Annotated in this window: 19 protein-coding genes and 1 pseudogene; 14 read left to right on the top strand and 6 right to left on the bottom strand. The window is 69.9% G+C overall.

Translation table 11 applies throughout. The annotated features are described in order from the left end of the window. Positions 1 to 7 precede the first annotated feature (7 nt). Positions 8 to 1,042, bottom strand: a complete 1,035-nt coding sequence (locus tag ACZ4EG_RS00885) for a hypothetical protein (RefSeq protein ID WP_467789064.1) — start codon at positions 1,040 to 1,042, stop codon at positions 8 to 10. Between the two features lie 119 nt (positions 1,043 to 1,161). Beyond that, entirely contained in the window at positions 1,162 to 2,637 is a 1,476-nt protein-coding gene (locus ACZ4EG_RS00890) for a glycoside hydrolase (protein WP_467789065.1), read from the bottom strand. Positions 2,638 to 2,922: 285 nt separating this feature from the next. Between ACZ4EG_RS00890 and ACZ4EG_RS00895 the strand changes: the two genes are divergently transcribed. From ACZ4EG_RS00895 to ACZ4EG_RS00905, 3 genes are all read left to right on the top strand, one after another. Then, complete coding sequence (locus ACZ4EG_RS00895) at positions 2,923 to 3,750, top strand: class E sortase (protein ID WP_467789066.1); 828 nt, start codon at positions 2,923 to 2,925, stop codon at positions 3,748 to 3,750. 127 nt (positions 3,751 to 3,877) lie between these two features. After that, a complete protein-coding gene (locus ACZ4EG_RS00900; protein WP_467789067.1) occupies positions 3,878 to 4,189 on the top strand; it encodes a hypothetical protein in 312 nt (103 codons plus the stop codon). Positions 4,190 to 4,202: 13 nt separating this feature from the next. After that, positions 4,203 to 8,630, top strand: coding sequence for a DUF6531 domain-containing protein (locus ACZ4EG_RS00905; protein WP_467789068.1), 4,428 nt, complete (start codon positions 4,203 to 4,205; stop codon positions 8,628 to 8,630). A 956-nt stretch (positions 8,631 to 9,586) separates the two neighbouring features. Here the strand turns inward: ACZ4EG_RS00905 and ACZ4EG_RS00910 are convergent. Next, entirely contained in the window at positions 9,587 to 11,062 is a 1,476-nt protein-coding gene (locus ACZ4EG_RS00910) for an MFS transporter (RefSeq protein WP_467789069.1), read from the bottom strand. 68 nt (positions 11,063 to 11,130) lie between these two features. Between ACZ4EG_RS00910 and ACZ4EG_RS00915 the strand changes: the two genes are divergently transcribed. From ACZ4EG_RS00915 to ACZ4EG_RS00930, 4 genes are all read left to right on the top strand, one after another. Continuing rightward, complete coding sequence (locus tag ACZ4EG_RS00915; protein ID WP_390706801.1) at positions 11,131 to 11,658, top strand: winged helix-turn-helix transcriptional regulator; 528 nt, start codon at positions 11,131 to 11,133, stop codon at positions 11,656 to 11,658. A gap of 52 nt (positions 11,659 to 11,710) precedes the next feature. Continuing rightward, entirely contained in the window at positions 11,711 to 12,022 is a 312-nt protein-coding gene (locus ACZ4EG_RS00920; protein WP_453552740.1) for a DUF6412 domain-containing protein, read from the top strand. 105 nt (positions 12,023 to 12,127) lie between these two features. Further along, positions 12,128 to 12,844, top strand: a complete 717-nt coding sequence (locus tag ACZ4EG_RS00925) for a YidC/Oxa1 family membrane protein insertase (protein ID WP_467789070.1) — start codon at positions 12,128 to 12,130, stop codon at positions 12,842 to 12,844. Positions 12,845 to 13,010: 166 nt separating this feature from the next. Then, on the top strand, positions 13,011 to 13,868 hold the full coding sequence (locus tag ACZ4EG_RS00930; protein WP_467789071.1) for a fumarylacetoacetate hydrolase family protein: 858 nt from the start codon (positions 13,011 to 13,013) through the stop codon (positions 13,866 to 13,868). A 110-nt stretch (positions 13,869 to 13,978) separates the two neighbouring features. Here ACZ4EG_RS00930 and ACZ4EG_RS00935 read toward each other — a convergent pair whose 3' ends face one another. From ACZ4EG_RS00935 to ACZ4EG_RS00945, 3 genes are all read right to left on the bottom strand, one after another. Then, the gene (locus ACZ4EG_RS00935) at positions 13,979 to 14,845 is read right to left on the bottom strand and encodes an LLM class F420-dependent oxidoreductase (RefSeq protein WP_467789072.1); all 867 of its coding nucleotides are present in this window, start codon (positions 14,843 to 14,845) and stop codon (positions 13,979 to 13,981) included. 76 nt (positions 14,846 to 14,921) lie between these two features. Beyond that, complete coding sequence (locus tag ACZ4EG_RS00940; protein ID WP_453552732.1) at positions 14,922 to 15,431, bottom strand: heme-degrading domain-containing protein; 510 nt, start codon at positions 15,429 to 15,431, stop codon at positions 14,922 to 14,924. Next, positions 15,431 to 16,501 (bottom strand): Gfo/Idh/MocA family protein, encoded by a 1,071-nt coding sequence (locus ACZ4EG_RS00945; RefSeq protein WP_467789073.1) that lies wholly within the window; start codon positions 16,499 to 16,501, stop codon positions 15,431 to 15,433. The genes ACZ4EG_RS00940 and ACZ4EG_RS00945 overlap by 1 nt, the downstream gene beginning before the upstream one ends. Before the next feature lie 48 nt (positions 16,502 to 16,549). Here ACZ4EG_RS00945 and ACZ4EG_RS00950 point away from each other — a divergent pair, with 48 nt between their 5' ends. The 7 genes and pseudogenes from ACZ4EG_RS00950 (at position 16,550) to ACZ4EG_RS00980 (ending at position 22,804) form a co-directional block, all read left to right on the top strand. Further along, the gene (locus ACZ4EG_RS00950; protein WP_453552728.1) at positions 16,550 to 17,656 is read left to right on the top strand and encodes an ROK family transcriptional regulator; all 1,107 of its coding nucleotides are present in this window, start codon (positions 16,550 to 16,552) and stop codon (positions 17,654 to 17,656) included. A gap of 94 nt (positions 17,657 to 17,750) precedes the next feature. Continuing rightward, complete coding sequence (locus ACZ4EG_RS00955; protein WP_467789074.1) at positions 17,751 to 18,758, top strand: hypothetical protein; 1,008 nt, start codon at positions 17,751 to 17,753, stop codon at positions 18,756 to 18,758. 61 nt (positions 18,759 to 18,819) lie between these two features. Next, positions 18,820 to 19,575, top strand: a complete 756-nt coding sequence (locus ACZ4EG_RS00960) for a GntR family transcriptional regulator (RefSeq protein ID WP_467789075.1) — start codon at positions 18,820 to 18,822, stop codon at positions 19,573 to 19,575. A 132-nt stretch (positions 19,576 to 19,707) separates the two neighbouring features. Then, on the top strand, positions 19,708 to 20,832 hold the full coding sequence (locus ACZ4EG_RS00965) for a TIGR03364 family FAD-dependent oxidoreductase (RefSeq protein WP_467789076.1): 1,125 nt from the start codon (positions 19,708 to 19,710) through the stop codon (positions 20,830 to 20,832). A gap of 5 nt (positions 20,833 to 20,837) precedes the next feature. Next, a complete protein-coding gene (locus ACZ4EG_RS00970) occupies positions 20,838 to 21,521 on the top strand; it encodes a phosphonatase-like hydrolase (RefSeq protein ID WP_467789077.1) in 684 nt (227 codons plus the stop codon). Beyond that, a pseudogene (locus ACZ4EG_RS00975) lies at positions 21,518 to 21,937 on the top strand (ABC transporter ATP-binding protein); the annotation flags it as partial. The gene ACZ4EG_RS00970 and the pseudogene ACZ4EG_RS00975, both read left to right, overlap by 4 nt. An 87-nt stretch (positions 21,938 to 22,024) precedes the next feature. Then, on the top strand, positions 22,025 to 22,804 hold the full coding sequence (locus tag ACZ4EG_RS00980; protein ID WP_363295359.1) for an HAD-IIA family hydrolase: 780 nt from the start codon (positions 22,025 to 22,027) through the stop codon (positions 22,802 to 22,804). Positions 22,805 to 22,852: the final 48 nt, after the last annotated feature.

The following is a 22,852-nucleotide window of genomic DNA, read 5'->3' on the forward strand; positions in this document are numbered from 1 at the left end:
CTGCAAGTCAGTCGGTGCCGGGTCCAGAGACAGGTCGTCCATGGCACTCCCCATAAAACCGCCCTGCGCCACACCAGCAGACGGCCCCCCTCTGCGGAGGCCAAGCCACAGCCCGCCCCCGAGCCGCCAAGGTCGTCGCATACTGCGGCAGCAAGGTCACATCCCCCGGCGACGACCCCTCCGACGCGGCGAAAGCCTCGTACGACGGCACCGTCCCCGTAACGATCCCCAGGTTCGGCGTCCCCGAAGATGCCAGCTCCCGCAGCGAGGCCTCTATCGTCGCGAGGTGTTCGTCGCGGGAGGGGTACTCCGTCGCCAGGGAGGGATACGCCTCCACCAGCTCCGCCAGCTCACCCTGTGCCCAGTGCAGGACGGCCACCGGGAAGGGGCGGGACAGTGCCTCGCGGTATGCGCCGAGTTCCGCTCGGAGGCGGGAGATCTCCGCTTCGAGTTCCGCCGGGTTGTCCGAGCCCAGGGACCATACCCGCTTGGGGTCGTGCAGCTCGTCCAGGGACACCGGGGAGGAGTGCAGGGTGTCGGCCAGGGCGTCCCAGTCGTCGTGGGGCAGGCCCAGCATGCGGCGCACCCGGTGGCGGCCGAACAGGAGAGGGCGGGTCGAGTACGGGGGTTCCGTCACGTCCGTCAGGAGCAGGGTCGTCCCCTCCGTGAACGTGGCCTGCGCCGCCTCCAGTTCGTCGTGGGACTCCAGGGCCTCGGCGACGATCACCCAGGGGGCCGCGTCCCGCGGGGCGGACGCGCGGACTCCGTCGATGATCGCGCGGGCCTCGGCCTCATGGCCGTACTCCCAGAGGTTCGAGGCTTTCAGGGCCCGTACCAGGTGGGGGTTCTCCAGCGTGTCCGGAGTGGACAGCAGACGGTCGTAGAGCGTGGTCGCGGCGGGGCGGTCGCCGGCCAGTTCCAGGTGGGCCGCGGACTGCAGCAGCAGGGCCTCGGCGTCCGCGGGGTACAGGCCGGCGGTCCGCTCCAGGCGTGCCGCTTCGGCGGTGTGGTCGACGTTCTCGGCAGGCGTGTCGGGGCGCATGGGGGACACCGTACTGCCGACCAACGACATAGGGAGAGGTATGCGCTGGTCGGCAGAGCTACGGGGGCGTCAGGATTTCCGGATTCCTGTGGGGGCGGGACCAGGGCCGGGGCGGCGGCTCATATCGTGACGCCGTCCACCTGGAGCGTCTGCACCGACTTCGCCGCGAAGGGTACGGCCACCGTCTTCCCGGAGAGGTACGTGTCCGAGTGAGCGGTGTAGAGGTCGCCGCCCCCGCCCGTCACCGTGTTCCAGCGCGGGACCAGGCCGTTCGTGCCGCCCGTCACCGTCGTGAAGCGGGAGAGGTCGAAGGTCAGGGTCTGGGCCGAGGAGGAGGTGTTCGCGGCGACGATCACCAGGCGTTTCGCTGACTTGTCCAGTGCGGCGGCCGCGTAGCTCACTCCCGTGTCGAGGATCGTCATACCGGGGCGGATGTGGCGGCTGAACTGCGCCATTACGTAGTACTTCGTCTGGACGGCGCCGGGCTGGAGTGTGCTCGCGTCGTACGCGATCATCGCCCAGCCCGAGCTGGGGTCCATCACCTGCCAGTAGACCCAGGCGGTGGGGTGCAGCCAGCGGAAGTCGTAGAGCAGGTTGCTCGCCATGGTCATGCCGGTGCCGTCGATGTCGCCCGTCTCCGAGTTCCACAGGGCCTTGCCGGCCGTCGTCACCACGTCCGTGTAGAGCAGGTCGCGACGGCCGCCCGAGCCCTGGTAGCCGTGGACGTTGACCCGGTTGACGTACCCCTTGGTGGTCGAGCTGAAGGAGTTCCACGTCGTGCGCGCCAGGTCGTAGCTCGTCTCGTCCGATGCCGAGATCTTCGTGCTCGTCAGGCCGCGCTTGTCCAACTCGCTCCGCATGTACGGCAGTACAGCCGACTGGACGCTCGCGTCCATGTGGCAGCCCTCCTGCGTGCCCGTCGCCGTCCACCAGCTGGAGGAGGGCTCGTTGAAGGGCTCCACCGTCGCGAAGTTCACGCCCCAGTTCTGCTTCGCGTAGAGGGCTACCGCCGCCAGGTGCGAGGCGTGCTGGCGGTAGTTCCAGGACTGGAGGTTGTTGCCGCCGCCGGAGGCGCCGGAGGGGTTGTGGTTGAGGCACATCCACCACATGGGGGAGTTGGCGAAGAGCTCGGTCGTCGCGCCGCGTGCCGTCGCCTTCAGCAGCATCGCCCGCTGGGTCGCGTCCGCCGTCCACTTCCAGGCCGAGGAGGTGGGGTCCTCGTTGTTCCAGTCCTGCCAGTAGCCCTCGACCTGCTTGAAGGCGGGGATGTTGGGCGACGCCACCATGCTCTCGCCGTTGACGCTGTTCCCGCTGCACGCGCCGAGGTTGTAGCGGGCAATGTTCAGGCCGAGGCCGGGGAGTGAAGTGCCGTTGTACGTCGTCGACTTGGTGGTGAAGAAGATGTCGGCGAAGTCGTCCCGGGCGCCGAAGACGTTGGCCCACCAGGCCAGGGAGGTGCCCCAGCCCTCCCAAGTGCCGTACGCCGTCGACGGGTTGACGGCGATGGTCGCGTCGGCGCCGGCGGTGCCCGTGGCCAGGGCGCTGCCGAGCAGGCCACCTCCCGCGGCTGCCAGCAGTGTTCTGCGTCGGATCATGGCTGCTTCTCTGCCTCTCCGTGCGTGCGGCTCAAGCGCCGGTCTCCCATGGACCGGCGTTGACTCGTCCCCCCGCATGCCAACAGGAAGCATCAGGTGTGGTGTGGGAGGTTGTCGAGAGTTGTGCCAGCCCTTTCTAAAACCCGTGTGCGAAGCAGCTGTACGGCCTGTGTGCGAAGCAGCTGTACGGCCGGCGTCCGTCAGGAAGGCTTACGGCTCTGGTGAGTTGACGGCGTGCGCCTTATCGTGCGGGCGGCGTCCCGGGCCGGTGAGGGAGGCGTTCGTATGCGGGCTTCCGTCGTTCGCGTGGTGCAGCACAGCAGCCGGCGTAGGCGTGTGCGGCGCCGGCGGGCGGTGTGGGTCGGGGGTGAGGTCCTCGTCACCGTCGGGGTCGTACTCCTGCTGCTGGTCGTGCATCAGTTGTGGTGGACCAATCGGGAGGCCCGGCGGGGGGCCGAGCGGAAGGTGGAGGCGTTGGAGCGGGAGTGGGGGGCGGGGGGTGGTTCCTCCGGTTCCTCCGGGGTGTCTGCCGGCACGCAGGAGCCTTCCGCCGAGTCCGCCGCTCCGCCGTCGGGAACGGGAACGGGAACGGGTGCGGGTACGGGAGCGGCCGGGCGGCAGCCGTCGTACGTCACCGTCGGCTCGTCGCTTCCGCGAAGCTCCCAGGCGTACGCCATCCTGACCATCCCCCGACTCCATCTGCGCGTGCCGGTCGCCGAGGGCGTGAGCAAGCCGGACGTCCTCAACAAGGGGTACGTCGGTCACTACCCCGGCACCCAACAGCCGGGCCAGGCAGGCAACTTCGCGGTCGCGGGGCATCGGAACACCCATGGCGAGCCTTTTCGGTATCTGCCGCGGCTGCGGTCGAAGGACCTCGTCGAGGTCGAGACCAGGTCGGCGACGTACACGTACAGCGTCGACAAGATCCTTCCGCAGACCTCGTCCCGGGACTCTGGCGTGATCCGGCCCGTACCGCGCTCCGTTGTGCGACCCGCGTACGGCTACGACGATCCCGGCTACTACATCACCCTGACCACCTGCACCCCGGAGTTCACCTCCAAGTACCGGATGGTGGTGTGGGGGAAGCTGACTTCGATGCGGCCCCGGGCGTAATCAGTCTTTGCTTTCCCTTGGGGTAGCCCATACCTTCCGCATAATCCCTCTCCCTAGTGTCGATGGGGTTGGCATGTGCACAGAGTGAAGTGCGTGCGTGTACGGGGAAGTTACGGGGGCGGGTGTCATGTCTGATTTGGCGAAGGAAGCCGCGTCGATGCACAAGGCGGCGTCGGGGCTGCGGACGGTGGGGCATCACACGACGAAGCCGTTGGCGGCGTTCAAGGAGCAGCAGCACGACCTGAAGGCGTTGGGTGCGCTGGGTTCGTTGCTGGGTGCGAAGGACGAGATAGAGAAGGGCATGACCACTCTGTCCAAGCTGACGAAGCAGCTGGAGGAGGAGTGGGAGGCGGAGGCGAAGCTGATCGGTGAGGTGTCCGACACCTTCGATCTGCTGGACCTTCTGCTGGCGGCCGCGGCCCGGGTGAAGAAGGGCTGAGCGGCGCACAGTCATGGTGGATCTCAACCCGCTGCACTACATCAACAGGGCCAACCACTGGTTCGGTGACAAGCTCGCGAGTCGTCTGGAGTTTTTGGGGATCACGGATCCGGCGGTGGATCCGGACGGGGTCCGGGAGATCGCCAAGAAGTGGCGGCACCTGGCGAAGGGGCTGGAGGACGCGTCGGCGGCGGCTGAGCGGGCGCTGTCGGGGGTGGAGTGGGAGGGGAAGGCGGCCAAGGCCTTCCACAAGCGGTCCAAGTCGGCCCGTAAGAGCGCGAACGAGATGGCGCATTCGCTGCGGGAGGGCGCGAAGGCGCTGGACGACTTCGCGGACAAGGCGCACGAGCTGCTGTCCGAGATCGGCGTGATGCTCGCGGAGATCGCCGAGTTCGAGATCGCGGGACTCGCGCTGTCGATCCTCACCGCCGGTGCCTCCGAAGTGGCCTCGAATCTGATGGCCGGCGAGCGGGCGTTGAAGGTCGTGGCGCTGGTCGGGCGGATCGAGGAGGAGGGTACGGCGCTCGGGTCCGTGGTGCGCGGGGTGATGGAGGTCATCCGGGGCGTGGAGCGGGCGCTGCAGGCGCTCAAGGAGATCCGCGGTGTTGCCCAAGTGGGCAAGATGGCGGCCGAGGGGGCGAAGTTCTCCGCGTTCGAGACGCTGCTGAAGGATCCGGGCGCGTTCAAGGATCCGGGCAAGCTGGCCGGGATCCTCACCGAGGGTGCGCTGATGGGCGTCGGCTTCGGGGTGCTGGGCAAGGCGCTCGGCAAGGGGCTGAAGGCGCTGAAGCCCAGCCAGCTGGCCGAGCTGGCCAAGGGGATGAAGCTCAACTGCGCCGCCTTCGAGCGGCTGAAGCTGAACCCGGGCTTCAACAAGCTGCCGGCCTCGGTCCGCAACATGGTCAAGAAGTTCGTGCGGGATCCGATCGACGTGGCCACCGGGGACATGTCGCTGCCGCGCACCGATGTGACCCTGCCCGGCGTACTTCCGCTGGTCCTGGAGCGCACGCACCTGTCGTCGTACCGGTGGGGCGGCTGGTTCGGCCCGTCCTGGGCGTCGACGCTCGACCAGCGCGTCCAGGCCGACGACGACGGCTTCGTCTACGCGACCGCGGACGGTGCCCGCCTGTGCTTCCCACGCCCGGACATCGAGACCGACGAGCCCGTCCGTCCGGACACGCCCGGTTCCCGCCTCACTCTCTCCTGGGACTACGACGTCGACGGCGGCATCCGTGTCACCGACCCCGACGCGGGCCTGACGTATGTCTTCCACAGCCCCGTCGCGGCCGCCGGTGACACCGCCGTCGACCTGCCTCTGCAGTACATCCAGGACCGCAACGGCAACCGGATCACCATCGAGTACGAGGAGGGTGACGTCCCCGGCGCGGTGGTCCACTCCGGCGGCTACCGGATCGCCCTCGACCACGATCACGCGCGCTCCCGCGTCACGGGGCTGCGCCTGATCGACCCCGCCCACCCGGACCGGCCCGGCACCACGCTGGTCACTTTCGCGTACGACGAGCACGGTCACCTCTCCGAGGAGTTCAACTCCTCGGGGCTGCCGATGCGTTACACCTACGACGTCGAGGGCCGCATCACCTCCTGGACCGACCGCAACAACACCAACTACTGGTACGAGTACGACGACCAGGGGCGCGTCATTGCCACCGGTGGTACGGGCAACGCGCTCGCGTCCACCCTCACCTACGACGATGCAACGCGCACCACCCGGGTGACGGATTCCCTCGGCCACACCCGCGTCTACGAACACAACGAAGCACTCCGCCTCGTTCGCGAGACGGACCCACTGGGCCACACTGTTCACCAGTTCTGGGACGCCGATCACCAGCTGACCGCCGTCAGAGACCAGCTCGGCAACACCACCCGCTACCGCTACAGCGACAACGGCCGGATCATCGCGGTCATCCGTCCGGACGGTGGGGAGCTGACATCCGAGTACACCGCGCTCGGCCTGCCCGCGGCCATCACGGGTCCCGATGGAGCTGTCTGGCGTCAAGAGTACAACGACAAGGGCGACCGCACCGCCGTCACCGACCCGGTGGGTGCCACCACCCGCTTCACCTACAACTCGGCGGGACACCTGGCATCCGTAACCGACGCACTGGGCAACACGACACTCGTCCGTTGCGATCGGGCTGGACTGTTCACTGAGGTCACCGACCCGTTGGGGGCGCGTACCTGCTACGTTCGCGATGCCTTCGGTCGACCCGTCGAGATCACCGATCCTCTCGGTAACGTGACCCGCCAGGAGTGGACTGTGGAGGGCAAGCTTGCCCGCCGCACCGCTGCCGACGGCACCAGCGAGTCATGGACGTACGACGCAGAGGGCAACTGCGTCGCGCGCACCGACGCGATGACTGCCGTCACACGTTTGGAATACGGGCACTTCGACCTTCCCGTAGCCCGTACCGGCCCGGACGGTGTGCGGTACGCCTACTCGTACGACTCCGAACTACGCCTCATCGGCGTCACGAACCCGCTGGGTCAGATATGGGGTTATAACTATGACCCCGCCGGACACCTGACTTCGGAGACCGATTTCGACGGCCGTACTGTCACCTACCTTCATGACGCTGCGGGTCGACTCCACACCAGTACCGATGCGCTCGGACAGACGACGGTCTTTGAGCGAGACGCACTGGGGCAGATGATCCGGAGGACGGCCCACGACCAGGTCACCGACTTCAGCTACACGTCCACGGGGCGGCTTCGCGCGGCGACCACCAGCGATTCGACACTCGTCCTCGAACACGACATTGCCGGCCGCTTGCTGTCCGAGTCGGTCAACGGTCGCACTACGAGGTACACGTACGACTTGCTGGGCCACCGTACGAGCCGCACCACCCCGACCGGAGCCGTCAGCCACTGGAGCTACGATGCCGCAGGCCGCTGCGCCGAGTTGAACACCGGAGGCCGCCGGATCAACTTCACGTACGACCGGGCCGACCGCCTGCTGACCCGTCTTGTCGGAGAGACAGTCACGCTGTCCAACGCGTTCGATGGACTGGGACGCCTGACGTCTCAGTCCGTGCTCGACGCCCAGGGCGAGAGCGTTCAGCAGCGGCACTACAGCTACCGGGCCGACGGCTATCTGACCAGCGTCGACGATCGGCGGAACGGCACGCGTCACTTCGACCTCGATGCCGCGGGCCGCGTGACCACCGTTCGTGCCTCGGACTGGACCGAACGTTACCTATACGACGAGGTCGGCAACCAGGCCGCCGCATCCTGGCCCTCCACACACCCGGGTCACGAGGCCACCGGAACCCGCACCTACGCCGGTACGCGCCTCACCCTTGCCGGGAGCGTCCGTTATGAGCACGACGCAGCAGGCCGGATCACCTTGCGTCAGAAGACCCGTCTGTCCCGTAAACCCGACACCTGGCACTACACCTGGAACTCCGACGACCGCCTCACCTCCGTCATCACACCCGACGGAACCCAGTGGCGCTACCTGTACGATCCACTCGGGCGCCGCATGGCCAAACAGCGTCTGGCTACGGATGGCGTTACCGTCGTCGAACAAACACAGTTCACCTGGGACGGCGCCACGCTCTGTGAACAGACCACAGCGGCTGACGAGTTGCCCCACCCGGTCACCCTTACCTGGGACCACCAGGATGTGCACCCAATCGCACAGACCGAACGGGTCGGAGTCGACGACACGACACAGGACGAGATCGACTCCCGGTTTTTCGCGATCGTCACCGATCTCGTCGGTACCCCAACCGAGCTTGTCGACGAAACTGGCAGTGTTGCCTGGCGTGCGCGTGCCACTGTGTGGGGTACGACGTCCTGGGCGTCCGACAGCGCGACGTACATCCCGCTGCGGTTCCCGGGCCAGTACTTCGATCCTGAGACGGGCCTTCACTACAACTATCACCGGCACTACGACCCGGAGACGGCCCGCTATCTCACTCCTGATCCACTCGGCCTTGCCCCGGCTCCCAACCCGTCGACTTACGTCCATAATCCGCACTCGTGGATCGATCCTCTCGGCCTCGCCCCGCGCTGCGAAGAGACTGTCCTCGGGTATCGCAAGCAGACGGATTTCCCGCTGAGCCGGCGCATTCACATCGGTGAAGACGGCAAGGTCACCATCACCGGCAAGGGGTTCCTGTACGTCAACCTGAGTGGAGACATACGTCATACGGTCGAGTTCCGGGGTGATGGCGGGCAAATCGTAGAGTTCCAGATCTCGCAAGCGTACCGGGACAAGCTCAGAAGGACCGCGATACCTCAGCAGCAGCCGCCGGGGCTCGGGTTCACGGACGAGGAGTGGAGGCAGCTCAAGAGGATCTGCCCTGAGATCTCCGACCCAACCATGGGGGATGATCTGTACGGGATTCCCGGCAGCATGCTCAAGGAGTTCAGAGAAGAAGTGGCAAAATATCCGGGCAGAGTAGTCCAAGAAGGCTGATAGGTAAGCACTGAAATGTTTCACGAAATTGAGGACATCGAGCAGGAGCGGCTGCGGCTGTCACATCGGCCGTCGCCCGAAGTGGCGCCCCCCATTCTGTCCGCCTTCGATGTGCGGACGAACTGCCCGGTCGCCGAGTTCAGCGCGAGGCTGCGGTCTGTGCTGGATCCTGCGCTTCAGGTTGCCCTCACGCACTCGTTTGACGAAGGAGTGCCTCCTGTCGGAACGCTCCCCGACTGGTTCGTCGCTGCCGCCCAAGGGGCCTCGGCGCCAGCCGCCGAGCATGTGAGGCGGGGGGCGGAGCGCTATGAGGCCGCTATCGCTGGAGTGCCATGGAGGGCGCAGGAATGGCTGTACCAGTTTGATGCCGAATCGGAATCCCGTGGTTGGGCGTGGTGGGATCTGACTCAGTCTGGTGACCGAGAAGCGCGTATTTGGGTGGATTCATGGGGTGAGTCATTTTTCGCTTGTAACGAACTTCGATGGGTCGCCTACGTCTCTGGTGGTGAGGAAGTAACTGGTCCGATCCTTGTGCAGACCGCCGACTGGGTTGCTGCAATCAAGTCCTGACGGCCAGTGGGAGGTTGGCGTAGGGCTGGCTGAGCACTGTAAGGCCACCGTGACGAGCCCGGGCTTTGCTGCCGACGGCCGGTGAGGCACGGTTGCCTGCGATCCGCAGGCAGTTGGAACAAATGGCGCAACAGTTGTCCTTTTCGGAGCTGCCGCCCAAGGAACAGCGCCTGCGAGGCGCGGGCCACGTCGTCGCTGACTCCTGGCTGCTGGGGTCCCGGGGGGCCGGGATCGTGTTACGGGCTTCTGGGTCTCGGCTCGGCAAGAGCCGGTCCTATTTGGCTGGGAGTGCGTAGTGATGCTCGCCCGAGTCGCCCGTGCCGCTGGTGCCGTGAAGAGCAGTGGACCGGTCCTCCTCCGGGCACCGGCTGGCCGGCGGCCGTCGTTCAGCTCCGCTCCCGCAGCGCCAAGACACTCCCCGCCCCCACCACGGCCAGCGCCGCCGACACCACGATCGCCACGTTCGTGCCCTGGCCGAAGCCGCCGGAGGAGGGCGTCACCAGGGCGATCGTCAGGGCCACGCCCGCGCAGGAGCCGATGTAGCGGAACGTCTGCTGGGCGCCCGAGCCCATGGCCGCTCGCGCGACCGGTACCGACTCCACCGCCAGCAGAGGCAGCGCGGCGTTCAGCAGGCCGCTGCCGATGCCGCCGAGGATCAGGCCGGGGATCAGGCGGGGCCAGGAATCCGCGGCTATCGCGCCGAGCATCGTCAGGGCGCCGGCGGCGTGCAGCAGGAAGCCGATGGCCAGTTGCAGGCGCGGGGGCACGCGGCCCGCCAGGCGCTTGGCCTGCAGGGCCACCGTGAAGGACAGGCCGGACCACAGGAGGAACAGCCAGGCCGTGTTCATCGCCGTCATGTGCAGCGCCTGCTGCAGCACCGCGGGGAGGAAGCTGAACAGGCCGATCACCGTCAGGCCCGTGAACAGGCCGGCCGCCGACGACGCCAGGAAGCGGCGGTGGCGCAGCAGGCCCAGGTCGATCATGGGGGTGCGCACCCGTCGCTCCACCAGCGCGAACAGCGCGAGCAGCAGGACGGCCGCCGCGAACAGCAGCTCTACCGGTGTCCGCAGCCAGCCGTCCCGGCCCAGGGTCAGTGCCGCGACCAGTGCCACCAGCGCCGGGCCGAAGGTCAGTGCGCCCAGCAGGTCCGGGCGGCCGCCTCTGGGTGAGCGGGATTCGGTCAGGGGGCGGACTGCCAGCGCGGCCACGGCCAGCGTCGCCGCGCCCAGGACGCCGTACGCCACCCGCCAGTCGGGCAGTGAACCGGCGACCAGCGGGCCGACCGCGATGCCGCCGCTGACGAAGGCTCCCCATACGCCCGTCGCGTGCAGCCTGCCCCGCGGGCTGGGGAAGGCGGCCACCAGCAGGCCTAGGCTGCTCGCCAGGATCGCCGCGCTGGCCGCGCCCTGGGCTATGCGGGTCAGGGTGAACACCCAGGTCGTCGTGGACAGGGCGCTGAGCGCCGTCGTCACGCCCAGGGCCAGCGTGCCGAGCAGGAAGATCCGGCGGCGTCCGTAGTCGTCGGCCAGGCTGCCCGCCACCAGGAGCAGGGCGGCGAGGCCCAGCGGGGTGCCGTTCAGAAGCCAGGCCTGGGCCGAGACGGGGGTGTGCAGAGCGGCCACCGTGCCGGGGAGCGTGACCACCGGGGCCGTGTACGTCATCAGGGCCACCGCCGTCGCGGCGCTGGTCAGGGCGAGCGTGGCCCGGGGGTGCGGAGGCGCTTCCGCCTTCGGGGTCGCCTTCGGGGCCGTATTCGGTGCCGTGTTCGGGGCCGTGTTCGGGGCCGTGTGTGGCGCGCTCTGCTTGGCGGTGGGCTCTGCTGCCTCCGCACGCTGGATAGTTCTTTCATTGAACCTTGTCATGGGTGTACCGTAGCACCGTCGGTTCGGTCATTGAACCAACACTTTGGAAAGTGGCTAAGGTGGACGCCATGGCACTGGGCAAGGACTACGCGACGCAGGAATGCTCGATCGCCCGCGCGCTGGAGATCGTCGGCGAGCGGTGGACGCTCCTGGTCGTCCGCGACGCGCTCTACGGCGTCCGGCGCTACAACGACTTCCTCGTCCACCTCGGCATCCCGCGCGCCGTCCTCTCGGCCCGCCTGAAGACGCTCACCGAGGAGGGGATCCTCGAAAAGCGCCGGTACCAGGAGTCGCCGCCACGGGACGAATACGTCGTGACCGACCGCGCCGTCGCCCTGTGGCCGGCGCTGCGGGCGCTCGCGGTCTGGGGGCGGGAGCACTTCAGCGAGACCCAGCTGCGTTACTTCCGGCACGTGGACTGCGGTACGGAACTCGGGCCGTACGGCGAATGCCCCGCCTGTGGAACCTTCGTACCCCCCGCGGACGTCCTCATTACGCCGGGACCGGGACTCGATCCCGACCCGGCCGATCCGGTCAGCCGGGCGCTCCTCAAGCCCAAGCGGCTGTTGGAGCCCCTGGAGACCGGACACGCATGAGCAGCGCGAGTACAACGCGCGTACAACAGATGGTCGAAAGGAGCAGCAGGCAATGGTTCGCCGCTGGGCATCCCCGCGTCCCGCCGCCGTCCTGCTGCTCCTGCTGCTCGACATCGCGCTCCTCGACACCGGCACCCTCTCCGCCACCGTCGCGCTCGCCGCGACCGCCGCGGCCGGGTCCGCGCTCGCCCTCTGCTCCCTGATCGCCGCGCGCTGCGCGCCCGCCGTGCCGCCCACCCGGGTGCGTACGGCCATCCGCGACCGCGACCGCCGTACGGCCTTCCTGCCGCAACGCGATCCCGACGCCTCGGGGCGGCCACGTCCCCGAGCGCCCGGACACGCCCTCCCGGCGACCACCGCGTAGGGCGATCACCCCCGAAACACCGAAACACACAGGTGACCCCGCGCAGGTCGTCATGCCGCCATCCCGCATCACTCCGGCACGACGAGACCCACGGAGGGCTCACCCATGTCCGTTTTCGCCACCCTGGTCGAGCAGCTCGCCGATCTGCTCCAGCCGCTCTTCCACGCGTCCGCGGCCGCCGCCGCGATCGTTGTGTTCACCGCGCTCGTACGGCTCCTCGTGCATCCGCTGTCCCGGGCCGCCGCCCGCGGTCAGCGCGCCCGGGCCGCGCTCCAGCCGAAGGTCGCCGAGCTGCGGAAGAAGCACGCGAAGAATCCGGAGAAGCTCCAGAAGGCGGTGCTGGAGCTGCATGCCGAGGAGAAGGTCTCGCCGCTGTCCGGTTGTCTGCCCAGCCTCCTCCAGCTGCCCGCCTTCTTCCTCCTCTACCACCTGTTCTCGAACTCGGCGATCGGCGGGGAGGGCAACGGGCTGCTGACCCACCAGCTGTTCGCGGCGCCGCTGGGCGGGCGATGGGCCGACGCCCTCGGCGACGGCGGGGTCTTCGGGGGCGCCGGGCTCGTCTACCTCGCCCTCTTCGCCGTTGTCGCCGCCGTCGCCACCTTCAACTGCGTCCGTACGAAGCGGATGGCGGCCGTCGGCGGTGCGCTGCCGGTGGGGGACGGCGGCGAGCAGGTGCCGGGGCCGGCCGCGGTCGGCAGGATCATGCCCTTCATGTCGTACCTGACGATCGTCACCGTCGCCGTGGTGCCGCTGGCCGCCGCGCTGTACGTCGTGACCAGTACGACCTGGAGTGCCGTGGAGCGCGCGGCGCTCTATCGCTGAGAGGGTCTGGATCGCGCTGAGAGGGTCTGGATCATTGAGAGGGCCCGGTTACGGTCCAGTACGTGAACCGGGTATTGCGGACTGGACCTCGACCTTGGAGGATCGACCAGTCCTCCGATGGCTGCACACATCGGCGGGGCGTTCGCGATCGAGGGAGATTGTGACCATGAAGCTGCTGCGAGTCGGTACGGCGGGGGCGGAGCGGCCCGCGCTGCTCGACGCCGAGGGGACCCTGCGGGACCTGTCGGGGATCGTGGACGACATCGACGGGGCGCTGCTCGCCGACGACGCCGCGCTCGGCCGGGTCCGGGCCGCCGCCGAGGCCGGGGAACTGCCCCCGCTCGACGCGACCGGGCTGCGGGTCGGGGCGCCGCTGGGCCGGATCGGGAAGATCGTGTGCATCGGGCTGAACTACCACGACCACGCCCGGGAGACGGGAGCCGAGCCGCCCGCCGAGCCGGTCATCTTCTTCAAGGCGGCGGACACCGTCGTCGGGCCGAACGACACCGTGCTCGTGCCGCGCGGCTCCGAGAAGACCGACTGGGAGGTGGAACTGGCGGTCGTCATCGGGCGTACGGCCCGCTACGTCGAGTCGGCCGAGGAGGCGCTCGCGCATGTCGCGGGGTACGCGATCGCGCACGACGTGTCCGAGCGGGAGTTCCAGATCGAGCGGGGCGGCACCTGGGACAAGGGGAAGAACTGCGAGACGTTCAATCCGCTGGGGCCGTGGCTGGTGACGGCGGACGACGTTCCGGATCCGCAGAGTCTGTCGCTGAAGCTGTGGGTCAACGGTGGGCTGAAGCAGGACGGGACCACGGCCGAGCAGATCTTTCCGGTCGCGGAAGTCGTGCGGTACGTCAGTCAGTTCATGACGCTGTACCCCGGTGATGTCATCAACACCGGTACGCCGGCGGGGGTTGCGCTCGGGCAGCCCGAGCCGAAGCCGTATCTGAGGGCGGGGGACGTTGTCGAGCTGGAGATCGAGGGGCTCGGGCGTCAGCGGCAGGAGTTCAAAGACGCCTGAAGGGGTGGGGGCTGCGCGAATTCGGCGGGTGAAGGCCGTAAGTGGTTGATCGCGCACACGCGGCGGAGCCGCATATCGATTCAGCCCCGCGCCCCTTGGGGCGTTTCCACTCACGCCAGCAGCGATGCCAGCCTGCGCCATGCCTCCCGCGGCAGGGCGTCCCTCGTGCCGCCGTTCACCACCTGGAGTGCCACGTGGTCCGCGCCCGCCTCGTGGAAAGCGGTCACGCGGTCCCTGATCCGGTCCTCGTCGCCCCACGCGTACAGCGCGTCGATCAGGCGGTCGCTGCCGCCGTCGGCCAGGTCGTCCTCGGTGAAGCCCAGGCGCAGGAAGCTGTTGGTGTAGTTGGGGAGGGCGAGGTACATGGCGAGGCTGTCGCGGGCCAGTGCGCGGGCGCGGGCCGGGTCGGTCTCCAGGACGACCTTGAACTCCGGTGCCAGCAAGGGCGCTTCACCGAGGATCTCGCGGGCCTGGGCGGTGTGCTCGGGTGTGACCAGGTACGGGACCGCGCCCGCCGCCCGGTCCCGGCTCAGCTCCAGGGTCTTCGGGCCCAGGGCGGCCAGGACCCGGCGGTTTGCGGGGACCCCGGCCGCGTCCAGGGCGTCCAGGTAGGCGACCAGGGCCGAGTAGGGGCGCCGGTACTGGTCCGCGAACTTGGCGTGGCTCACCCCGAGACCGAGCACGAAGCGGCCGGGGTGGGCCGTCTCCACCTCGGCGAAGGCAGCGGCGCTCGCGTCGGCCTCGTACTGCCAGATGCTCTGGATGCTGGTGCCGACGGCGAGCCGGGAGGTGGCCGCCAGTAGTGGTACGGCGTGGGGGGCCGCGCTGCTGCCGCCCAGCCAGGCCGCGCCGTAGCCGAGTTCCTCCAGTTCGGCGGCCGCCTCGGCGATCTCGGCGCGTCGGGCCGGGTCCTCCGCGCGGAGCCCGACGCTCCAGATGCCGTACCGGCCGACCGTTTCCTTCAGGGTGCCGCTCATCGGTTCCGTTCCCTCCGGCTGTCAGACGTATGGACAGTGCCAACCGGAGGGAGCCTCGGGTTAATCCCGCCGGTGACTACTGGGGCGGCCGGCCCAGGAACTGCTCCAGCGCCTCCACCACGAAGCGGTGGTCCTGGAGTTGGGGCAGACCGGAGACGGTGACCGCACCGATGATGCCCACGTTCTCCACGTTGACCGGGAACGACCCGCCGTGTGCCGCGTACCTGTCGGGGTCGAGGCGGGAGGCCTCCTCGAACGTCGTGCCCTTGGCCCGGAAGCGGGCGCCGACCAGGTAGGAGGAGGCGCCGTAGCGCTCCACCACCCGGCGCTTGCGGGCGATCCAGGCGTCGTTGTCGGGGGTGGAGCCGGGCAGCGCCGCGTGGAAGAGCTGCTGGCCGGAGCGGTGGATGTCGATGGCCACGGGGGCCTGGCGCTCGCGGGCCAGTTCGACGAGGAGGGAGCCGAGCGCCCAGGCGTCGTCGTGGGTGAACCGCGGGAAGACCAGGCGTCGTTCCTGGGTCTCCAGCTCCTCCACGGACGGGGTGATCTCGGGGGTGTACTTCGGGGTGATCTTCGGGTGGTGCATCAGAGGGTCACCGCCACACCGTCACGGGCGGAGCGCCGGGCCGCCTCCAGCACGTCGAGGGCGGCGGCCGCCTCCAGCGCGGTCACCGGGTTGGGGCCGGCGCCGGTGAGGGCCGCGGCCACGGCCGCGTAGTACGCGGGGTAGTCGCCGGGCAGGGTCGGTACGGGATCGCCGCCGCCGGTCAGCGGGGACTCTCCGGAGCCGAGACGGCCCCAAAGCGACTCGGGCTCCGCGCCCCACTGCGGGCCGGGCCGCAGCCCCTCCCGCAGGGCCGCCTCCTGCGGGTCCAGGCCGTACTTCACATAGCCCGCGCGCGAGCCGAGGACCCGGAAGCGGGGGCCGAGTTGGGCGGTCGTCGCGGAGACGTAGAGGTGGGAGCGGACGCCGCTCGCGTGGGTGACGGCGATGAAGGTGTCGTCGTCGGTCTCCGCGCCCGGACGGCGGATGTCGGTCTCGGCGTACACCTGTGTGGCGGGGCCGAAGAGGACCAGGGCCTGGTCGACCACATGGCTGCCGAGGTCGTAGAGCAGACCTCCGATCTCTGCGGGGTCGCCGGACTCGCGCCAGCCGCCCTTGGGCTCCGGCCGCCACCGCTCGAAGCGGGACTCGAACCGCCATACGTCACCCAGCTCGCCGTGGCTGGTCAGCCTGCGGACGGTCAGGAAGTCGTTGTCCCAGCGGCGGTTCTGGAAGACCGACAGCAGCAGTCCGCGCTCCTCGGCGAGTGCCGCGAGAGCGCGGGCCTCGGCCGCCGTGCCGGCGATCGGCTTGTCCACCACGACCGGGAGGCCCGCTTTCAGGGCGGCGGTGGCGAGCGGGACGTGCGTCTTGTTCGGGGACGCGATGACGATCAGGTCCAGCTCGTCGGCACGGTCGAACAGCTCGTCCGGGGCGGTGGCGAGCCGGACGTCCGGGAACTCGGCGCGGGCCTGCTCCTGCCGCTCGGGGTTCGAGGTGACCACCGTGTCGAGGGCGAGGCCCTCGGTGGCGGCGATCAGTGGGGCGTGGAAGACGGAACCCGCGAGGCCGTAGCCGACCAGGCCCACGCGGAGGGGTGTACCAGCAGTCATGCGTCCCACTTTCGCAACGCTGTTGCCAAAGTGCAAGTGGTGGGGAGAATGGGTGGCGTGAACAGGACGAAGAGCGGCAGCGGCCCCACGGGAGCGAATCTGCTCGCCGTACGCAGTCACAACACCGCGCTGGTGCTGGATCTGCTGCGTACGGCCGGTGCGGAGGGCATCAGCCGGCTCGAACTCGCCGAGCGGACCGGGCTCACCCCGCAGGCCGTCAGCAAGATCACCGCGCGGCTGCGGGAGCAGGGATTCGCGGCGGAGGCGGGGCGGCGGGCGTCCACCGGAGGCAAGCCGCGGACCGTGCTGCGGCTGGTGCCGGAGGCGGGGCACGCGGTGGGGGTGCATCTGGACCGCGACGAGCTGCGGGCGGTGCTCTGCGATCTCACCGGGGCGGTCGTCGGCGAGGTCCGGGCCGGCCTGGACTTCGGGGCCGGGGCCGAGTCGGTGGTCGAGGCCGCCGCACGGGAGGTGGAGGGGCTGGTGTCCGGGGCGCGGGCGTCCCTCCTGGGGATGGGCGTCGCCTCTCCCGGCCCTCTCGACCACACCAACGGCGTCCTGCACCGCGTCACCGGGTTCCCGGAGTGGGACGGCTTCGCGCTGCGGGACGCGCTGGCCGCGCGGCTCGGGATTCCCGTCGTGGTCGACAAGGACACCAACGCGGCGGCGCTCCGGCTGGCCGTCGCGGGCGAGGGCGGGTCGTTCGCGTATCTGCATCTCGGTACGGGGCTCGGTGCCGGTCTGGTGATCGGCGGGAGCGTGCACCGGGGGGCGCGGACCGGGGCGGGGGAGTTCGGCCACCAGGTCATCCAGCTCGACGGGCCGGTCTGCGGATGCGGGGGGCGCGGCTGCATCGAGGCGTTGTGCCTGGCCGCCGTGGGGCGGGGAGACGTGGCGGAGGCGGCCCGGGTGCTGGGGGCCGGGGCGGCGAATCTGGTCGGACTGCTGGACATCGATCAGGTGCTCCTCGGCGGTCGTACGGTCGCCGCGGCGCCGGAGGTCTTCGTAAGGGGCGTCGCCGGGGTGCTGGCGGAGCGGGCTCGGCGGGCGGGGGCGCTCGGCGGGGCGGTTCCCGTGCGGGTCGCCTCCGGCGGGGTGGCGGAGGGGGCGGCGCAGCTGATGCTGGCACCGGTGTTCGGGCGGGCGGACGGCTGACGTCTGCCTGGGGTGGGGGTGAGGCTGCCTGCACGGCGTGCGCGTCTGCGCCGATCGGGCGGATTCGCGCCGCCGTTCGAGGTGCCCGTTCGGAATGGCGCCGTCCGTCGGCCACCTCGCCCGGGACGGTTATGTGCTCATGCGACTGTGCACGCCTCTGCCCCTCTGCCTCGCCGCAGCCGCCGTTCTCGCCCCCCTGCCGTCGGCGGTCGCGTGGGCGGACTCCGCTGCGCCCTGCGCGGGCACCGACGACCAGCGTTTTCCGCTCACCAGCCGGATCCATGACGGTCCCACCTCCTACGAGGCCGGCGGCGGGTACGGCACCTGGTACATCGACCTGACCAACACCACCCGCCAGACCTGCGCCGCCGTACACCCCGTCCTCGTGCTCGTCGACGACAAACGTGCTCTCAAGGCCTCGCAGCCCAAGCTGGAGTTCTACGACGGGGCGACGGCCCACGACGTCCGCTTCGAGACCACCGACGCGCACGAGCTCATCGGCGTGTTCGACGCGGACGGCTTCCCAGGGTTCACCGTGGGTCCCGGCAAGACCGTCAGCGTCAAGGTCCGGCTCTCCCTCACCTCCGACGCCGTGATGAACGCGGTCACCGCCAACGCGGCCCTCGTACAGCGCCACAACCAGGACGGCGACTGGATCGGGCAGTCCAACGACTACCGGTTCGGGATCGGCGTCGAACCCGGGCCCATCCCCACCCCCACCGCGACTCCCCGGTCCGCCACACCCAGCGGCTCGGGCACCCCGCTCCCCACGGCCGAGGAATCCACGCCGCCGAAGGAGCCGGAACAGACCCCGGTGGCGGAGGAGAGCGCAGGCGACGGCGGTGGAGACGGCGGGGATGAAGGAGGCGGCTGGGACGGCGGAGACGAAGGCGGGGGAGGAGGGAGAGAGGGCCGGGACGACATCCGGGCCGGTGAAGGTGCCGGTCACGGTGCCCGTCGAGGTGCCGGCGAAGGTGCAGGTTCGCGAGCCTGGGAGCTTGCGCGGACCGGGCTCGGGGCCGGGCGCGGTGCTCTCGTCGGCGCCACCGTCCTGCTGGTCGCCGGATGGGGCGCGTATCTGATGGCGCGCAGGCGGCGCTGAGCCGCGCGGGCGCGGGGGTCCGCGATCACCACAGGACGCCCCGTCTGCGACGATCCCTCCCGTGGACTACCCGAACGACCAGGCCCCCGGCGCCCCCGTACGCGCCGGCATCCCCGAGCACGGGCGCATCCCCAAGTACTACGCCGTGAAGGCGCGGATCGCCGCCCTCCTGGAGGAACTGGGGGAGGGCAGCCTCATCCCCACCGAGCGCGACCTCTCCGAGCGGTACGACGTCGCCCGCGAGACCGTGCGCCAGGCCGTGCGCGAGCTGGTGCTGGAGGGGCGGCTCAGACGGCAGGGGCGGGGGACCGTCGTCGCCGGACCCAAGCTGGAGCAGCCGCTGTCCCTCGCCAGCTACACGGAAGGCGTGCGGCGGCAGGGGCGCAGGCCCGGTCGTCACCTCGTCGGGCTCGACCGCTTCCCCTGCCCGGAGGCGCTCGCCGCCGAGATCGGCCTCACCCGCGGCGAACCCGTCTGGCACCTGGAGCGTGTGCTGCTCGCCGACGACGAGCGGGTCGGCCTGGAGAGCACCTACGTCGCCGTCTCCCGCGTCCCGCGCCTCGACACCGACTTCGAGCCCGACTCCTCCTTCTACCTCTACCTCCAGGAGCAGGGCGTCGGCTTCGGCGATGCCGACGAGCGCGTCGAGACCGTGCTCGCCACCCCGCGCGAGGCCCTCCTGATCGGCACCCCGCCCGCCCTGCCGATGCTGCTGATTCACCGGGTCTCCAGGGACACCGAGGGGCGGCCGCTGGAGCGGGTGCGGGGCTTGTACCGAGGGGACCGGTTCTCCTTCACGGCTCACCTCACGGGCTGAGAACGACCCGTACAGCACCCCTTCCGAGCATCACGAAAAGATAACGGGACTAGCCCAAACGCGATGGTTCGTTCACGCTCTCGTTGTCAGCCGGACCTTTCCGGTTCCCCGATCGCGAGGAGCGTTGCCGCCGTGAGAGTGACAGTCGTCGGAGCAGGTGTGGTGGGCACCATGCACGCATGGCAAGCAGTGGAACGGGGCCATCAGGTCGTGCAGATCGAGCGGGAAGCGGAGGCGCGCGGCGCCTCGCTGCGCAACTTCGGGCAGATCTGGGTCAGTGGACGCGCGGGCGGGGAAGAGCTCGAAACCGCGCTCCGGGCCCGGGAGTTGTGGGAGGGGATCGGCGGGCGCGTGCCCGGCCTCGGGTTCCGGGCCAACGGATCCCTCACCCCCGTGCGCGGCCCCCTCGAACTCGCCGTCGCCGAGGCCGCCGTGGCACGGGCGGACGCCGCCGCCCGTGGCTACAAGCTGCTGACCCCCGGCGAGGCGCGCGCCCTCAACTCCGCGCTGCGCGGCGACTTCACCGCCGCCCTGTACTGCGAGCGCGACGCCGCCGTCGAGCCGCGCACCGCGCAGCGCGCCCTGCGCGCCGAGCTGTCGAAGTCCCCGAACTACACCTTCCTGCCGGGACGCGAGGCGCGCGAGGTGGTCGGTGCGGGTGCCGTCCGCGACGACCACGGCGAGGTGCACCACGCCGACGTGGTCGTGCTGTGCACCGGCGCCTGGCTGGGCGGACTCGTCCGCGAGCTGACGGGCCCCGACCTGCCGGTCCGCCGCGTGCGGCTCCAGATGATGCAGACCGACCCGCTGGGCGAACCGCTCACCACCTCGGTCGCCGACGCGGACAGCTTCCGCTACTACCCCGCCTACGCCTCCCCGGCCCTGGACGAGCTCGACGCCCGGCAGCCGCAGCCGCGCACCGCCGCCGAGCACGGGATGCAGCTGCTCATGGTGCAGCGCGCCGACGGCGGCCTGACCATCGGCGACACCCACGAGTACGAGCACCCCTTCGCCTTCGACACCCTTGAGGACCCCTACGACCACCTCACCGAGGTCGTCGAATCCCTCCTCGGCCGGCCGCTCCCGAAGATCCGGCGCCGCTGGGCCGGCGTGTACGCGCAGTGCACCGACACCAGCCGGGTGGTGCACCGGCAGCAGGTGAGCGACGGGGTGTGGCTGGTCACCGGGCCCGGTGGGCGCGGTATGACCTGCTCGCCCGCGATAGCCGAGACCACCGCGAACGAACTGGGCTGGTGAGGAGGTTGACCACGCAGAACACCGACAACACCGGCATCCGGCTCGTCGTCCTGGACATGGCCGGCACCACAGTCGCCGACGGCGGGCTCGTCGAGGAGGCCTTCGCGGCCGCCGCGAGGCACCTCGGCGCGGATCCCGACTCGATGGTGGACTACGTCCGCGCCACCATGGGCGAGTCCAAGATCTCCGTCTTCCGGCATCTGTTCGGGGAAGAGACACGGGCACAGGAGGCCAACAAGGCCTTCGAGGCGGCGTATGCGGAACTCGTCGACGCGGGCCGGGTCGCGGCCCTGCCCGGTGCGCGAGAGACCATCGAGGAGCTCAGGTCGCAGGGTCGTACGGTCGTGCTGACCACCGGCTTCGCGCGCACCACGCAGGACGCGATCCTGGCCGCGCTCAGTTGGCAGGACCTGGTGCCGCTCACGCTGTGCCCCGCCGACGCCGGGGGCCGGGGCCGTCCGTATCCCGACATGGTCCTCGCCGCGTTCCTCCGTACGGCGGCCGCCGCCGATGTACGGCAGATCGCCGTCGTGGGCGACACCTCGTACGACATGCTCAGCGGCGTACGCGCCGGCGCGGGCGTGGTCGCCGGTGTCCTGACCGGGGCGCACGGCGCGGACGCGCTGCGCACGGCCGGAGCGACCCATGTGCTGGACTCCGTGGGCGGGTTGCCGGGAGTGCTCACCTGAGCCGCGGCATCCGCCTCGACTCCGTCACGGTCGCCTACGACGGCAACGTCGTCCTCGACTCCCTCGACCTCGCCGTCGAGCCCGGCGAGGTGATGGCCCTGCTCGGGCCGTCCGGCTCCGGCAAGACCACCGCTCTGCGGGCGGTCGCCGGGTTCGTACGGCCCGCCTCGGGGCGGGTCCTCCTCGGGGAGCGGGACGTGACCGACCTGCCGCCCCACCGGCGCGGCATCGGGATGGTCGTCCAGCAGTACGCGCTGTTCCCGCACATGCGGGTCGACGACAACGTGGCCGTCGGGCTCAAGGCCCGCAAGGTCGCCAAGGCCGGGATCCGGACGCGGGTCGCCGACGCGCTGGAGATGACCGGCTCCGCCGCGACTGCCTCGCCGGTACCGCTTGATCGACGGGGTCCGTATCAGGCAGGGCTGATTACGCTGGGGGCGTCGGTACGCCGTGGTTCCGGCGCCCCCAGCTCATGACCGTACGCACGCCAGGAGACGCAAGACATGGCAGACCGCAAGCCCATCGAGTCGTGGCTCACCGACATGGACGGGGTGCTTATCCACGAGGGTGTCCCCATTCCCGGCGCCGACTCCTTCCTGAAGAAGCTGCGTGAGTCCGGCAGGCCGTTCCTCGTGCTCACCAACAACTCCATCTACACCCCGCGCGACCTGCACGCCCGGCTGCGGCGCATGGGCCTGGACGTGCCGGAGGGGAACATCTGGACGTCCGCGCTGGCCACCGCCCAGTTCCTCGCCGACCAGCGGCCCGGCGGCAGCGCGTACGTCATCGGTGAGGCGGGTCTGACCACCGCCCTGCACGACGTCGGCTACATCCTGACCGACCACGAGCCCGACTTCGTGATCCTCGGCGAGACCCGGACGTACTCCTTCGAGGCCATGACGAAGGCCGTGCGGCTCATCAACGACGGCGCCCGGTTCATCGCCACCAACCCCGACAACGTCGGCCCCTCCGTCGAGGGCGCCCTGCCCGCCACCGGCTCGGTCGCGGCCCTGATCACCGCGGCGACCGGCAAGAAGCCGTACTTCGTCGGCAAGCCCAACCCGCTGATGATGCGGGCCGGGCTGAACGCAATCGGCGCCCACTCGGAGACCTCCGCCATGATCGGCGACCGTATGGACACCGATGTCCTCGCGGGCCTGGAGGCCGGGATGCGGACCTTCCTGGTGCTGACCGGTGTCACCCAGCCGGCGGAGGTCGACCGCTTCCCGTTCCGGCCGTCGGAGATCGTGGACTCGATCGCGGAGCTGGTCGACCGGGTCTGAGACGTGGGTTCGAAACCCGGACCAACCCGTTCGGAGTAGTAGAAGGCC

Source organism: Streptomyces sp. NPDC025638, assembly GCF_055558775.1.